Consider the following 13,976-nt stretch of genomic DNA (forward strand, 5'->3'; position numbering starts at 1 on the left):
CCTGTCGTGACAGGTGGACTCGCGTTCGAGGCTCAGAGCGAGACGCCCCGCGTCCGCAGCACCGAGTAGCCTACGAACGCGACGATGTCGAGGATCGAGTGGCACACCACGAGCGGCATGACGCGGCGGGTGCGCACGAAGACGAGGCCGAGCACGAGGCCCATGACGATGTTGCCGGCGAAGCCACCGAAGCCCTGGTAGAGGTGGTACGACCCGCGGATCAGCGCCGACAGCCCGATGACGAGCGGCCACGACCAGCCCGTCTGGCGCCAGCGCGTGAACAGGTAGCCGACCATGATGACCTCTTCGAGCACCGCGTTCTCGATGGCGGCGAGGACGAGCACGGGGCCCGACCACCACACGGCCTCGAGGTTGGCCGCCGACACCTGGGTGTTGATGCCGATCGCCTTGGCGAAGAAGTAGAAGCCGAGGCCCGGGATGCCGATGAGGGCGGCGAGACCCGCGCCACGGGCGAGGTCGCGCGCCGGCTCGCGTCGGTCGAGGCCGACGAAGTGGCCCGCCCGCACGTCGACCGCCGGCTGGCGCACGTGGTTGAGCAGGTAGAGCGCCAGGGCGACGGCAACCAGCGGGAGCACGATCCCGGCGAGCTGGTAGGCGAGGTCGAGCCACGGGCGTCCGGGCGTCGCCGACTGGTTCATCGCCGTCGTCTGCTGCGACAGGGGCACCGGCCGTGTCAGCTTCTCGATGATGCTGAGGACGGCGTACACGGCCGACGAGCCGAGGCTGACCCCGAGCACCAGCACGGTCTCGCGCCGCAGGCCGCTCCGCGCGCCCGCCTCGGTGACCGGCGCGGGGTCTCGCTCCGACGGTGCGAGCAGCCCGGCGAACCGTCCGCGCGGGGCGGGAGCAGTGGTCACCATGGTGAACAGCGTAACTTCGCGTGACCCGGTCCTCGCCTGAGCCGTATGCCGTCGCCGGACCTCGGCGTAGCGTCGGTGCATGTCGATGCTCTCGGGCTGGCGGCGGGGCTCGCACGCCGCCGACGGCTTCGAGTACCCGACCTACACCGAGGGTGAGGGGCCGGGCGTCATCGTCATGCACGAGAGCCCCGGGCTCACCCCGGAGGTGGTGCGCTTCGGCCGGGAGGTCGTCGATGCCGGCTTCACCGTGGTCATGCCGCACTTCTTCGGCCCCGCCCACCGGGCCCCGTACGCGCTCGAGGCCGCCCACGTCATCCCTCGCCTGTGCATCGGGCGGGAGTTCACGACCGTCGCGACCGGGCGCACCACCCCGATCGCGACGTGGCTGCGCAGCCTGGCCCGCCGCGTCCACCACGAGGCGGGTGGAGTGGGCGTCGGCGCGGTCGGCATGTGCTTCACGGGAGGCTTCGCGCTGGCCATGATGATCGACCCCGTCGTCGTCGCGCCCGTCGTGGCGCAGCCGGCGGTCCCCGTGCCCCTCACTCCCCGGCGCGCCGCCGACATCGGCCTCGATCCGGGCGACCTTGCGGCAGTGCGAGATCGGGTGCTCGACGGCTGCCCGGTCCTCGGCGTCCGCTACCGCGACGACTGGGCCACGGGTACGCGCTTCGAGACCTTGACGGATCACCTCGGCGACGGCTTCCTCCGCGTGGAGCTCGAGGGCGCCGGCCACGCCACGCTGACGGGGGAGCGACACCAGGACGCCGTGGACGCGGTCATCCACTTCCTGACGGAGCGCCTGCAGCCGCAGGACTGATGCGTTGTGATGGCGGCGTCGACGTCGTAAACGTTTGGCGCCCAAGCCAGTCGGCGGCATACGTTCTCCGCATGTCCTCCACCCTGCGTGCCGCCCTGCGCTCCCGCCTCACGATCGCTATGCGCGAGCGCGACCGTGCCGCCACGGCGGCGCTGCGCAACGCGGTGGCCACCATCGAGAACGCGGAGGCCGTGCCGGTGGTCGAGCGCCCGGCGGTCAGCACGTCCGCTGACGTCGCGGGCGCGGCGGTGGGCGTCGGCGCGACCGAGGCGGAGCGGCTGGTCCTGGGTGCGGACGCCGAACGGCATCTCCTCGCGGCAGAGGTCGCCGCGCTCGTCGAGGCCGAGCAGGCGTATGCCGCGGTCGGGGACGTGCCACGCGCCTCCGCCGCCGCGGCGGGAGCCGCCGTTCTGCGTGACGTCCTGGCCGAGCACCCCGAACAGGTCTGAGTGGTCGCCCGTCCACAGGCATCGGTGGACAAGCTGTGCGTCGATGCACGGCGCGTGTGGACAAGCCGCCGTCTCCTGTGGACGACACGCCGGCACCCTGTGGAGGCCGGAATTGTTTTCGCGAATCCCTTGCGGGCCCTCGTCGCCGGGAGATACAAATCTCTCACGCACTCCTTCGGGAGAGCGGGACGGCTCGGAGACGAGGGTCCACACGGTGGGGCAACCCACCGCGGCAGCCGGGTGACGAGGCGGCCGGGACCGGAGAAGACGAGCAGTCGATCGGGAGCGTCACCATCGACCGATCAACCAGAAGGGCCCTTGAGACTCATACTCCCAAGGGCCCTTCGCCTTTGTCTGCGGGCTTGCAGAACCCTTGTGCTGCAAGCGGATCTGCGTCAGGCGGTCACCTCATCAGCCGGCCGCCACGGCGTGAGCCACGGCGTCTCGGGCCAGCCCTCACGTGCCGCGACGAGCTCGTACATCGTGGCGCCGTCGATGGTCTCGCGGATGATGTCGGCGTGCCCGGCGTGCCGCGCGAGCTCCTCGACGAGGTGCATCGCCACCCATCGCACCGACCACGCCTCGACGTCCTTCGGGAACCACGGGGCGTCGCGCGGCACGGGCACCGCGGCGCCGAGGTCGGCGCGCTGCAGGACGTCGCGGGTCACGTCGCCCTGCGCCACGAGGGCGGCGAGCAGCGAGTCGAGGGTGTCGGCGTCGGTGACCCGGAAGTCGTCGCCCCAGGACTGCGCCTGCTCCGCGACGGACCGGTCCGGCGGGGTCGGCGCCTCGGGCGCCGCCGCCATCCGCTCGGTCCAGCCGCGTTCGCAGGTCGTGACGTGCTTGACCAGGCCGCCGATGCTCAGCGTGCCAGCGGTCGGGGTGAGCCGGATCTGCTCCTCGGTGAGGCCGAACGTCGCGGCCACGAAGGCGTCGCGCTGCTGGTCGATGTAGGCGATGAGGCTCTCGCGCTCGTCGGCGACGGGTGGGACCTGTGCGGCCATGGGTTTCTCGCTCTCTGCGTGCGTGCGGGGTGATGGTCTCGGGCGGGCTGACCGTGTGGTCGGAGGAGGGGTGGCTCAGTCGTCGCGGTGGGCGTAGAGGTCACGCAGCAGCGCGATCTCGGCGCCGTGGTGGATGAGCTCGCGGTTGATGTGCAGCACGAGAGTGGCTCGGGGTGCCTCGGCGAAGGGGCCCTCCGCCGGTCCGCAGGGCTCGGCCAGCCCGTCGGTGCCCCAGCTGCGTACGCCGTCGAACCAGGCGGCATACGCCCTGTCGAGCTGGGCGAGCGCCGCGTCGGCCGTCGCGGCGTAGTCGAAGGTGAGGTAGTCGGCCTCGGGGGCGCCGAAGTGGTCGTGGGCTCGTGCGCCGAGCACGCCGACGATGATGTGGGCGAGCCGCCACGCGATCGTCGTCACCGGTGCCGGCTCGGGCGCGGGGTAGGCCCAGTCGATCGTCATCTCGCCGGTGCCGCCCTGCATCTCGGTGCTGCCCTCACCGCGGCGGTGGACGTTCCAGGCGCCGGGGGTGGGCGCCCAGAGGTACTCCTCGTCGGTCAGCCCGTCGAAGCGGGCGCGCAGCTGGTGCTGCCAGTGCCAGTCGGCCTGCTCGACGAGGGCCTCGTTCCAGTCGATCGTGGTGTGCGTCGTCGGTGTCATGTCCTGATCGTCGCAGCCATATAGGACAGGTTCTGTCCGCAGAGACTGGCAGACTCCAGCCATGTCCACGACCAGCGACGGCAACGGCACGACGGCCCGGGTGCTACGGCTGCTCGACCTGCTCCAGAGCCGCCCGGTCTGGAGCGGCACCGAGCTCGCCGAGCGGCTGGGCGTGACGACCCGCAGCGTCCGTCGCGACGTCGACCGGCTGCGCGGGCTCGGCTACCCCGTCAACGCGACCCACGGCGCGGGCGGCGGCTACCAGCTGGGCGCCGGGCGCCGCCTCCCGCCCTTGCTGCTCGACGACGACGAGGCGGTCGCGATCGCCGTGTGCCTCCGTCTGGCGGCGGGCGGCACCGTCGAAGGGCTCGGTGAGGCCGCGGTGCGCACGCTGGCCAAGCTCGACCAGGTGCTGCCGGGGCGCCTGCGGTCACAGGTCGAGGCCATCCACGAGGCCACCGTCACCCTCGACAGCGGGGTCGCCCCCGTCGACGCCGCGACGCTGCTGGTGCTCGCCCGAGCCTGCCGCGAGACCGAACGAGTGACCTTCGCGTATGCCGGGCCGCGCGGTTCCGGCGAACGCCGGGTCGAGCCCTACCGCCTCGTCGCGACCGGGCGCCGGTGGTACCTGCTGGCCTACGACCTCGACCGCGAGGACTGGCGCACGTTCCGGCTCGACCGGATGTCTGACGCCGAGGCCGGCGGCTGGCGCTTCAGGCCACGCGAGGACGCACCCGACGCCGCTGAGCACGTGCGCCGGTCGATCTCGCGCGACGCGTACGACCACGTCTGCCGGGTGCGCATCCACGCGCCGAAGTCGCTGGTGGACAAACAGATTCCGGTCTCGGTCGGCACGGTGACCGCAGACGGCGAGACGGACTGCATCTTCGAGGCCGGGGGCAACCACCTGGGGTGGATGGCGATGCACCTCGGCGTGCTGCCGTGGGTGATGACGGTCCTCGACCCGCCCGAGCTGCGCGACATAATGCGCGAGCAGGCGGCCCGGATGCTGAGGGCCGCCGACGCCACCCGGTGACGAGTCGGCTCAGCCGGTGTTGCGCAGGCCGGCGGCGATGCCGTTGATCGTCAGCAGCAGGGCGCGTTGCACGTCGGCGTCCGGCTCGGCGTCGTCGGGCACGGCACGAGACCGGGCGAGCAACGAGGTCTGGAGCGCGTGCAGCGGCGCGAGGTAGCTGTCGCGCAGCTCGAGCGTGCGACGCAGCGTCGGCGCCGACTCGAGCAGCTCCGACTGCCCGGTCACCCGCAGCACCTCCTCCAGCGTGCGCTGGTGCTCCTCGCGGATCGTGTCGAAGAGGCCGGCGACCTCCGGCTCGACGAGCTCGTCGACGTAGCCGGCCGCGATGTCGAGGTCGGTCTTCGCGAGCGTCATCTGCACGTTCGACATGAAGGTGCGGAAGAAGGCCCACGAGCCGTACATCTCGCGCAGCGTCTTCTCCCGGCCGTCCTTGCGGGCGGCGGCGAGGCCCGATCCGACCCCGAACCAGCCGGGCAGGATGATGCGCGACTGCGTCCAGCCGAACACCCAGGGAATGGCGCGGAGGTCGTCGAGGCCGCCCTCGCCGCCGGGGCGCTTCGACGGGCGCGAGCCGATGTTCATCTTGCCGAGCTCGTCCACGGGAGTGGCCGAGACGAAGAACGGGACCAGTCCGGGGTCGCGCACGAGTGCCCGGTAGGTGTCCTGCCCGCGAGCTGCGACGACGTCCATCGTGCCGTTCCAGCCGTCGAGGACGTCTTGTGGCAGAAGGGACTTCCGGTGCAGCACCGAGGCCTCGAGCACGGCCGCGAGCGCGACCTCGAGGTTGAAGCGGGCGAGCCCCGGCAGGGTGTACTTGTCGCTGAGGACCTCGCCCTGCTCGGTGATCTTGATCGGTCCATCGAGGCTGCCGTAGGGCTGGCTGAGGATCGCCTCGCCGGTGGGACCGCCACCGCGACCGACCGAGCCGCCGCGGCCGTGGAAGAGCCGCAGCACGACGCCGTGCCGGCGCGCGACGTCACGCAGCGCGCGCTGCGCCCGGTGGATCTGCCACTGCGATGCCGCGATGCCGGCATCCTTCGACGAGTCGGAGTAGCCGAGCATGATCTCCTGCACGTCGCCGCGCGCTGCGACCACACGCCGGTACGCCGGGTCACCGAGGAGCGCGTCGAGCAGCGGTCCCGCCGCCTCGAGCTCGGCGACGGTCTCGAAGAGCGGGGCGAACCCGATGCGCGCGGTGGCCGGGTGGGTCTCGGTGCCGGTGTCGACGAGGCCGACCTCGCGGGCGAGCACGACCACCGCGAAGAGGTCGTCGATGTCGTGCGTCATCGACACGATGTAGGTCTCGACCGTCTCGTCGCCGTAGGTGTCGAGGACGGTGCGGACGGCGTACATCAGTGACAACGACGCCGACGCGGCCTCGCCGACGTCGACGGCGCGGCTGCCGGTGAGGGGGCGGCGCGAGGCGAGCTCGCGTGACAGAAGGGCGATGCGGGCGGGCCGGTCGAGGTCGCCGTAGGCCGTGTCGAGCTCGCCGATGCGGTCGTAGAGGTCGGCGAGCGCGGCGTGGTGCTTGCCGCTGTGCTCGCGGATGTCGAGCGTGGCGAGGCCCAGCCCGACCGTCGTGGCGGTGCGGATGAGCCGCAGGATCGCGCCGTTGCCGGTGAGCTCGTCGCCGCCGGCGAGCATCGAGTCGCGCACGAGAGTGAGGTCGGTGAGCAGCTCATCGAAGCCGGCGTAGTCGCGGCCGGGCTCGTGCGGCGTCTGGTGGGTGAGCCGGTCGCGGGTGCGCTGGAGCCGCACCCGCACGAAGCTCAGCTTGAGGCGGTAGGGCTCCTCGGCGTTGAGCCGCTTCAGGGCGTCGTAGGTGATCGGCAGGGCTTCGGCGTCGGCCTCGAGGCTGCGGCTCAGCTCGTCGGTCACCGTGACGACACGCGTCGACGGGGAGAGCTCGGCAAGGAGGTTCTCGGTGTGGGCGATGAGGTCGCGCAGTGCGGCGTCGTGCTGCAGGCCCACGACCTCGAGGGTGACCTGGGGCGTGACGTTGGGGTTGCCGTCGCGGTCTCCGCCGGCCCAGGCGCCGAAGCGCAGTGGCCGGGCAGAGACCGGCAGCTCGATGCCGATGGTCGCGAGCGACCGGTCGAGCTCGGCGAGCAGCTCGGGGACCACGCGCTGGGTGAGCGAGTTGAGGTAGTAGATCGCGGTGCGGGCCTCGTCGGTCGGCTCTGGCCGCTGGATGCGCAGCTCGTCGGTCTGCCAGACGAGGTCGACGAGCTCGGCCAGCCGGAGCTCGAGCCGGGGCTGGTCGGCGGGTGCGCTTCGCGGGTCCTCGAGGGTCTGCACGGTGTCGGCGATGCGGCGCAGCAGGTCGATGACCGAGCGGCGCGTGGCCTCGGTGGGGTGGGCCGTGAAGACGGGCCGGTACTCGACCCGGGCCAGCACCGCGTCGACGAGCTCGCGGTCGACGGTGCCATCGTCGAGTGCCGCGCCGATGCGGCGCGCCGTCGCCGCCAGCGGGCCCTCGTCGACGGCCGTCACCTCCTGCCAGCGGTGCAGCTGCTCGGTGACGTTGACGAGCTGGAAGTAGGCGGTGAAGGCCCGGGCCAGCACCACCGCGGTCGGTGCGTCGACGGCCGCGAGCGTCGAGCGCAGCTCGTCGTCGCTGGGCTGCCGGGCCAGGCTGCGCACCCGCTCGACGAGCGCGAGCAGTTCGGCGCCCTCGTGCCGCTCGAGGGCCTCGCCGAGCAGGGCGCCGAGCTGGCGCACCGATGCGCGAAGGGCCGTGTGCTGCTGCGCGGACGAGACGCCCGCAGCGAAGGTCGCGGCATTCGGCTCGCGGCGGTCTGCGGCCAGCAGCTGCTCGGTGGAGCGCTGGGCGGGAGGCTCGGTCGAGGTCTGTCCCGAGATCGTCATGCACTCTGTGTATCGCGGTGACGTTTCCGCGACGTAACCCCGTCCACATTCGGGGACGGCCGTCTCGCCCACCGGACCTGCGGGTGCCCTGACAGGATGACGGCATGACCACCGGCACCCTCGTCCTCGCCGCCACACCGATCGGCGACCCTCGCGATGCCGCGCCCCGGCTCGCCGAGGAGCTCGCGACCGCGGACGTCGTCGCGGCCGAGGACACCCGCCGCCTCCGTCGCCTGCTGGGCGACCTCGGGGTCAGCACCACCGGCTCGGTCGTCAGCTACCACGAGCACAACGAGGCGTCCCGCACGCCCGACCTCGTCGGGCGCCTCCTCGCGGGCGAGCGCGTGCTCGTGGTCACCGACGCCGGTATGCCGTCCGTCTCCGATCCCGGCTACCGGCTCGTCGCCGCCGCGGTCGAGTCGGGCGTACGCGTCACGTGCGTGCCCGGGCCGAGCGCGGTCCTCATGGCGCTCGCCGTGTCGGGGCTGCCCGTCGACCGCTTCTGCTTCGACGGGTTCCTGCCACGCAAGCCGGGCGAGCGGGCGCGGGTCCTCGCCGAGGTGGCCGACGAGCGCCGCACCCTCGTCTTCTTCGAGGCGCCGCACCGGCTGGCCGAGACGCTGACCGCGATGCGCGACGCGTTCGGCCCCGAGCGCAGGGCCGCCGTCTGCCGCGAGCTGACGAAGACCTACGAGGAGGTGCGGCGCGGCACGCTCGCCGAGCTCGCCGATTGGGCGGCCGACGGCGTCAAGGGAGAGATCACGGTCGTCGTGGCCGGCGCCGAGCGCGCCGTGCCGTCCCTCGAGGACGCCGTGGCCGGCATACGGCAGCGGGTCGACGCGGGGGAGCGCCTCAAGGACGTCGCGGCCGACGTCGCCTCGCAGACCGGGCTGTCGAAGAAGGCGCTCTACGACGCGTCGCTCGCCGCACGCTGAGGTGACCGGCGCGCCGACGCCGCCCCTGCCCGCGGTCCGCCCCTTGTGCCGGTCGTGAATCCCCCTACGGTGGGGACGTACCGCGTCGCGGCGCCCAACGCCGTGACCCACCCTGACAGCGAAGGAGAACCGATGGGCACCACGCGCACTGCCACCACGCACTGGGAGGGCTCGCTCTTCGAGGGGTCCGGCCAGGTCACCCTCGAGAGCTCGGGCATCGGCACCTACGACGTCAACTGGCCCTCGCGCGCTGAGCAGGCGAACGGGAAGACGAGCCCTGAGGAGCTCATCGCGGCGGCGCACTCGTCGTGCTTCTCGATGGCGTTCTCGAACGGTCTCGCCAAGGCCGGCACGCCCCCGACGACGCTCGACACGACGGCCGAGGTCACCTTCGTGCCCGGCACCGGCATCACCGAGATCAAGCTGTCGGTCGTCGGCGAGGTGCCCGGCATCTCCGCCGAGGACTTCCAGGCCGCAGCCGAGGACGCCAAGGCGAACTGCCCGGTCAGCCAGGCCCTCAAGGCCGTGCCGATCAGCCTCGAGGCCAAGCTCGCCTGACCTTCGTGTCCCCATACGCGCGCGTATGCCGCCCGGCTCAGCCGGGCGGCATACGTGTACCTCGAGCGGGAGCGTCCTTGCGGCTCAGGACTTCTCGACCGAGTCCTTGAAGGCGTCGAGCATGCTCTGCCAGTTCTGCGAGAACTGGTCGGCCTGCTCCTGCGACTCGTTGCCGTCCTGCTCCAGGGTGACGGTGGTGGGGCCCCCGTCGCCGCTGCCCTCGAGCGAGTAGGTGACCGTGTGGTAGTTCTCCGGGCTGTCCTCCTGGCCCATGAGCGGGCTGTAGTGCGTCGTGGACAGGCGCCTCGGCTCGTCGACGTCGAGCACCTCGCCCTTGTCCTCGTAGGGCTTTCCGTCCATCTCGCCCCGCCACGTGATGGGGCTGCCCACCTGCCAGTCGGTGCTCACCTCGGTGCCGACCATCCACCTGCGGATCTCGGCCGGGTCGGTGAGGGACTGCCACGCCTGCTGCGGCGTGGCGTCGACGGTGACCTTCGCTCGTGCAACATGACCAGTCATGGCTCAGTCATACCCGGTGCGCCCGCCGTGCTGATTGAACGTTCGCGACAGGGCGTCGCACCGGGCCCGGGCGCTGGCCGGGAACTCGTGCGCGACCGCCGGTCCGCCCCACCTAGGATTGCTCGCCATGAGCAATGTCCTGTCTGCCGTCGCCTGGCCGTACACCAACGGCCCGCGCCACATCGGCCACGTGGCCGGTTTCGGTGTGCCCTCCGACGTCTTCAGCAGGTACATGCGGATGGCCGGCCACGACGTCCTCATGGTCTCGGGCACCGACGAGCACGGCACGCCGATCCTCGTCCTCGCCGAGGAGGAGGGCGTGACCCCCCAGCAGCTCGTCGACAAGTACAACGCCGTCATCGCCCAGGACCTCACCGACCTCGGCCTGTCCTACGACCTGTTCACCCGCACGACGACGCGCAACCACTACGCCGTCGTCCAGGAGATGTTCCGTCAGGTCCACGCCAACGGCTACATGATCGAGCAGACGACGAAGGGCGCCATCAGCCCGTCGACCGGGCGCACGCTGCCCGACCGCTACATCGAGGGCACCTGCCCGATCTGCAGCTTCCCCGAGGCGCGCGGCGACCAGTGCGACAACTGCGGCAACCAGCTCGACGCCGACGAGCTGATCAACCCCCGCAGCAAGATCAACGGCGAGACGCCCGAGTTCATCGAGACCCAGCACTTCTTCCTCGACCTGCCGGCGCTCGCCGGCGCCCTGGGGGAGTGGCTCGACGGCCGCGAGGCCTCGGGCACGTGGCGCCCCAACGTCATCAAGTTCTCCAAGAACCTGCTCAAGGACGTGCGCCCCCGCGCCATGACGCGCGACATCGACTGGGGCATCCCGATCCCGCTCGAGGGCTGGGAGGACAACCCGGCCAAGCGCCTCTACGTCTGGTTCGACGCCGTCATCGGCTACCTCTCGGCCTCGATCGAGTGGGCTCGCCGGCTCGGCCCGGGGCAGGAGGACCGCTGGCGCGAGTGGTGGAACGACCCGTCGGCCGTGTCCTACTACTTCCAGGGCAAGGACAACATCACCTTCCACAGCCAGATCTGGCCGGCCGAGCTGCTCGGATACGCCGGCAAGGGCGACAAGGGCGGCGAGCCGGGGGAGTACGGCGACCTCAACCTGCCCACGGAGGTCGTGGCGTCGGAGTTCATGACGCTCGAGGGCAAGCAGTTCTCGACGAGCCGCAAGCACGTCATCTACGTGCAGGACATCGTCGCCCGCTACGGCCCCGACCCGATCCGCTACTTCATCTGCGCCGCCGGGCCCGAGAACCAGGACGCCGACTTCTCCTGGGCCGAGTTCGTGCAGCGCAACAACAGCGAGCTCGTCGCCGGCTGGGGCAACCTCGTCAACCGCACCGCGGCGATGATCGCCAAGAGCTTCGGCGAGATCCCGCGGACGTATGCCGCCCTGCCTGTCGACGACGAGCTGCTCGCAACGGTGCGCGGTGCCTTCGCGACCGTGGGTGCCAACCTCGAGCGGCACCGCCAGAAGGCCGCGCTCGCCGAGGTGATGCGTGTCGTCGGCGAGGCCAACGCGTACGTCTCGAAGACCGAGCCGTTCAAGCTCAAGGGCGACGACGAGCGCGAGCGGCTCGCGACGGTGCTCCACACCCTCGTGCAGGCGGTGAGCGACATCAACACGCTCATCTCGCCGTTCCTGCCGCACGCGGCCAACCGGGTGCACGCCGTGCTCGGCGGCGAGGGCGAGTTCATGCCGATGCCACGGCTCGACGTGGTGCGCGACCTCGACGACGACTCGCGCGCCTACCCGGTCATCACCGGCGACTACTCCGCGACGCCGCGCTGGGAGCCGCGTCCGGTCGTCCCGGGCACCCCGATCTCCAAGCCCACCGGGGTCTTCACCAAGCTCGACCCCGACCATGTCGTCGAGGCCGAGCGCGAGCGCCTCGCCGACCCGGGCAGCCCCGACCCCGACCAGAGCGCATGACGCCTCACGCGTCGGGCCAGCGCGGCCTGCCGGAGCACCTGCCCGACCCGCTGCCCATCGACGTCGTCGACAACCACGTCCACCTCGACATCACGCGCGAGGGCGACGAGCCCTTCGACGTCGCCGACGCGATCAAGCAAGCCCGGGCCGTCGGCGTGACCCGGCTCGTGCAGGTCGGCTGCGACCTCGACGGCATCGCGTTCACGATGGACGCCATCGAGCGGCACCCCGAGCTGGTCGGCGGAATCGCCTTGCACCCCAACGAGGTCCCACGGCTCGCTGCCGCTGGGACGTTGGAGACGGCATACGCCACCGTCGAGCGTCACGCCGCCCACGACCGCGTGCGCGTCATCGGCGAGACCGGGCTCGACTACTTCCGCACCGGCCCCGAAGGGGTGCCGGTGCAGCAGGACGGCTTCCGCTGGCACATCGACCTGGCCAAGCGGCTCGGCAAGGCCCTGCAGATCCACGACCGTGACGCCCACGACGACGTGCTGCGCATCCTCGAGGAGGAGGGCGCGCCGGAGCACACCGTCCTGCACTGCTTCTCGGGTGACCTCGCGATGGCGCGCGTGTGCGTCGAGCGCGGCTACTACCTCAGCTTCGCCGGCACCGTCACCTTCAAGAACGCCCGCGACCTGCGCGACGCGCTGACGGCCATCCCCCTCGAGCGCGTGCTCGTCGAGACCGACGCCCCCTACCTCGCGCCGGCCCCGCACCGGGGCGCGACGAACGCCTCGTTCCTCGTGCCGGTGACCATCCGGGCGATGGCCGGAGTGCTCAACATCGACGTGCCGAGCCTGTGCCGCGCGGTGTCGGAGAACAGCGAGCGTGTGTACGGCCCGTGGAGTGCCGAACGAGTCGGGCAAACTGCCTAGCGCACCCCCAGATCAGGGGTCCAGCCGAACAGGCCGTCGTTATCGAAATTTGACCTTTGCGACGGCGATCCCTCAGTCTTGACGACTGTTGGCCGGTTGCTGCCCCGCATCGACCTCCTCCCGATGGCGTGAGGAGGACGGATCGAGAGCGCGTTGCACCCGGATAGATCGACGTTCGGAGTGTTTTGATTTCTCGCAACGCCAAGATCCTGGCCGCCACTGGCGCGGCCGTCGTCCTCACGGGTGGCGCCGTCGGCGCCGCCCAGCTCGACAAGACCGTGAACCTCTCGGTCGACGGCGCCTCTTCCACCGCCTCGTTCTTCGGCAGCCGCACCGTCGGTGACGTGCTCGCCGGCGAGGGCATCCAGGTGAAGCCGGGCGACGTGGTCGTCCCGGCCGCCGGCAGCACCGCCGACGACGGTGAGTCGATCACCGTCAAGTACGCCCGCCTGCTTAGCCTCACGGTCGACGGTAAGACCCGTCAGATCCGCACCACTGAGACCACCGTCGACGGGGCGCTGCTCGCGCTGGGCCTCCGCGGCGAGGGCTCGCGCCTGTCCGTCTCGCGCTCGCAGACCATCGGTCGCCAGGGACTGTCCCTCACCATCGTGACGCCCAAGGCCGTCACGGTGAGCGTCGACGGCAAGACCACGACGAAGACGGTGGCCGCGGCCACCGTCGGCGAGGCCCTGACCCAACTCGGCGTCCGCCTCGGCAAGGCCGACAAGGTCAACCCGCCGGTCACGACCCCCCTGGCCAACGGCTCCAAGGTCGCCGTCCAGCGCGTCCAGACCAAGGACACGAGGACCACGCAGCCGATCGCCTTCGGCACGACCCGCACCAAGACGGGCGCCCTCTACTCCGACCAGACCAAGGTCTCCCGCGCCGGTGTCGCCGGCACCCGGGTCGTGACGTCGCGTGCGACCGTCATCGACGGCAAGGTCGTGAGCCGCAAGACCATCGCGTCGACGGTCTCCAAGGCCCCGGTCAACCGCGTGCTGCTCGTCGGCACCAAGTCCCGGCCGGCCCCGGCCCCGGCCCCGGCCGCTGCCCCGGCACCTGCGGCCCGCACCGGCGGCTCGTCGTCCGGCGCCGGCATCAACCTGGCTCGTGCCGCCATGTGGGACTCGATCGCTCAGTGCGAGTCGACCGGCAACTGGCACATCAACACCGGCAACGGCTACTACGGCGGTCTGCAGTTCCTGACCTCGACGTGGCTCGGCTACGGCGGTGGCGACTTCGCCCCGCGTGCCGACCTCGCCAGCCGCGAGCAGCAGATCACGGTCGCCAACCGCGTCTACGCCGACAACGGCACGTCGCAGTGGCAGTGCAAGCCCTGACCTGATCTCCCTGGCGATCGACAGAGCAATCCGTCCCCTTCGGGGTTCAGTGCAGGTGCGCTGAACGCGGG

Annotated in this window: 13 protein-coding genes; 8 read left to right on the forward strand and 5 right to left on the reverse strand. The window is 71.4% G+C overall.

Features of this window, described 5'->3' with window-relative positions; translation table 11 throughout:
* Positions 1-32: 32 nt before the first annotated feature.
* Positions 33-881: a CPBP family intramembrane glutamic endopeptidase gene (locus AB4091_RS16340; RefSeq protein WP_442292846.1), complete on the reverse strand. Its 849-nt coding sequence runs from the start codon at positions 879-881 to the stop codon at positions 33-35.
* Positions 882-960: 79 nt separating this feature from the next.
* Between AB4091_RS16340 and AB4091_RS16345 the strand changes: the two genes are divergently transcribed.
* Both AB4091_RS16345 and AB4091_RS16350 read left to right on the forward strand, forming a co-directional pair.
* Positions 961-1,698, forward strand: a complete 738-nt coding sequence (locus AB4091_RS16345; RefSeq protein ID WP_442292848.1) for a dienelactone hydrolase family protein — start codon at positions 961-963, stop codon at positions 1,696-1,698.
* 71 nt (positions 1,699-1,769) lie between these two features.
* Positions 1,770-2,147: a hypothetical protein gene (locus AB4091_RS16350; RefSeq protein WP_442292850.1), complete on the forward strand. Its 378-nt coding sequence runs from the start codon at positions 1,770-1,772 to the stop codon at positions 2,145-2,147.
* 395 nt (positions 2,148-2,542) lie between these two features.
* On the opposite strand, the gene AB4091_RS16355 is transcribed toward AB4091_RS16350, so the two are convergent.
* Together AB4091_RS16355 and AB4091_RS16360 are read right to left on the reverse strand one after the other, a co-directional pair.
* A complete protein-coding gene (locus AB4091_RS16355) occupies positions 2,543-3,151 on the reverse strand; it encodes a DinB family protein (RefSeq protein WP_442292852.1) in 609 nt (202 codons plus the stop codon).
* A 75-nt stretch (positions 3,152-3,226) separates the two neighbouring features.
* Complete coding sequence (locus tag AB4091_RS16360; protein ID WP_442292854.1) at positions 3,227-3,805, reverse strand: DinB family protein; 579 nt, start codon at positions 3,803-3,805, stop codon at positions 3,227-3,229.
* Positions 3,806-3,866: 61 nt separating this feature from the next.
* Between AB4091_RS16360 and AB4091_RS16365 the strand changes: the two genes are divergently transcribed.
* The gene (locus AB4091_RS16365) at positions 3,867-4,841 is read left to right on the forward strand and encodes a helix-turn-helix transcriptional regulator (RefSeq protein WP_442292856.1); all 975 of its coding nucleotides are present in this window, start codon (positions 3,867-3,869) and stop codon (positions 4,839-4,841) included.
* Positions 4,842-4,850: 9 nt separating this feature from the next.
* Here the strand turns inward: AB4091_RS16365 and ppc are convergent, their stop codons facing one another.
* Complete coding sequence (gene ppc / locus AB4091_RS16370; protein ID WP_442292858.1) at positions 4,851-7,712, reverse strand: phosphoenolpyruvate carboxylase; 2,862 nt, start codon at positions 7,710-7,712, stop codon at positions 4,851-4,853.
* A gap of 104 nt (positions 7,713-7,816) precedes the next feature.
* On the opposite strand from ppc, the gene rsmI reads away from it, so the two are divergent.
* Together rsmI and AB4091_RS16380 are read left to right on the forward strand one after the other, a co-directional pair.
* A complete protein-coding gene (gene rsmI, locus AB4091_RS16375) occupies positions 7,817-8,647 on the forward strand; it encodes a 16S rRNA (cytidine(1402)-2'-O)-methyltransferase (protein ID WP_442292860.1) in 831 nt (276 codons plus the stop codon).
* 132 nt (positions 8,648-8,779) lie between these two features.
* Complete coding sequence (locus AB4091_RS16380) at positions 8,780-9,205, forward strand: OsmC family protein (protein ID WP_442292862.1); 426 nt, start codon at positions 8,780-8,782, stop codon at positions 9,203-9,205.
* Between the two features lie 84 nt (positions 9,206-9,289).
* Here the strand turns inward: AB4091_RS16380 and AB4091_RS16385 are convergent, their stop codons facing one another.
* On the reverse strand, positions 9,290-9,724 hold the full coding sequence (locus AB4091_RS16385) for an SRPBCC domain-containing protein (RefSeq protein WP_442292864.1): 435 nt from the start codon (positions 9,722-9,724) through the stop codon (positions 9,290-9,292).
* 127 nt (positions 9,725-9,851) lie between these two features.
* Between AB4091_RS16385 and metG the strand changes: the two genes are divergently transcribed.
* The 3 genes from metG to AB4091_RS16400 all read left to right on the forward strand — a co-directional run bounded on the left by metG (position 9,852) and on the right by AB4091_RS16400 (position 13,905).
* Positions 9,852-11,687 carry a methionine--tRNA ligase gene (metG, locus tag AB4091_RS16390; protein ID WP_442292866.1) on the forward strand — a complete coding sequence of 612 codons (1,836 nt, stop codon included), beginning with the start codon at positions 9,852-9,854 and terminating at the stop codon, positions 11,685-11,687.
* Positions 11,684-12,565 (forward strand): TatD family hydrolase, encoded by an 882-nt coding sequence (locus AB4091_RS16395; protein ID WP_442292868.1) that lies wholly within the window; start codon positions 11,684-11,686, stop codon positions 12,563-12,565. Before metG ends, AB4091_RS16395 begins: the two co-directional genes overlap by 4 nt.
* A 185-nt stretch (positions 12,566-12,750) precedes the next feature.
* A complete protein-coding gene (locus tag AB4091_RS16400; RefSeq protein WP_442292870.1) occupies positions 12,751-13,905 on the forward strand; it encodes a transglycosylase family protein in 1,155 nt (384 codons plus the stop codon).
* The last annotated feature ends 71 nt before the right edge of the window (positions 13,906-13,976 follow it).

This window comes from Terrabacter sp. 2RAF25 (assembly GCF_052115265.1).
Taxonomy (GTDB): Bacteria; Actinomycetota; Actinomycetes; order Actinomycetales; family Dermatophilaceae; genus Terrabacter.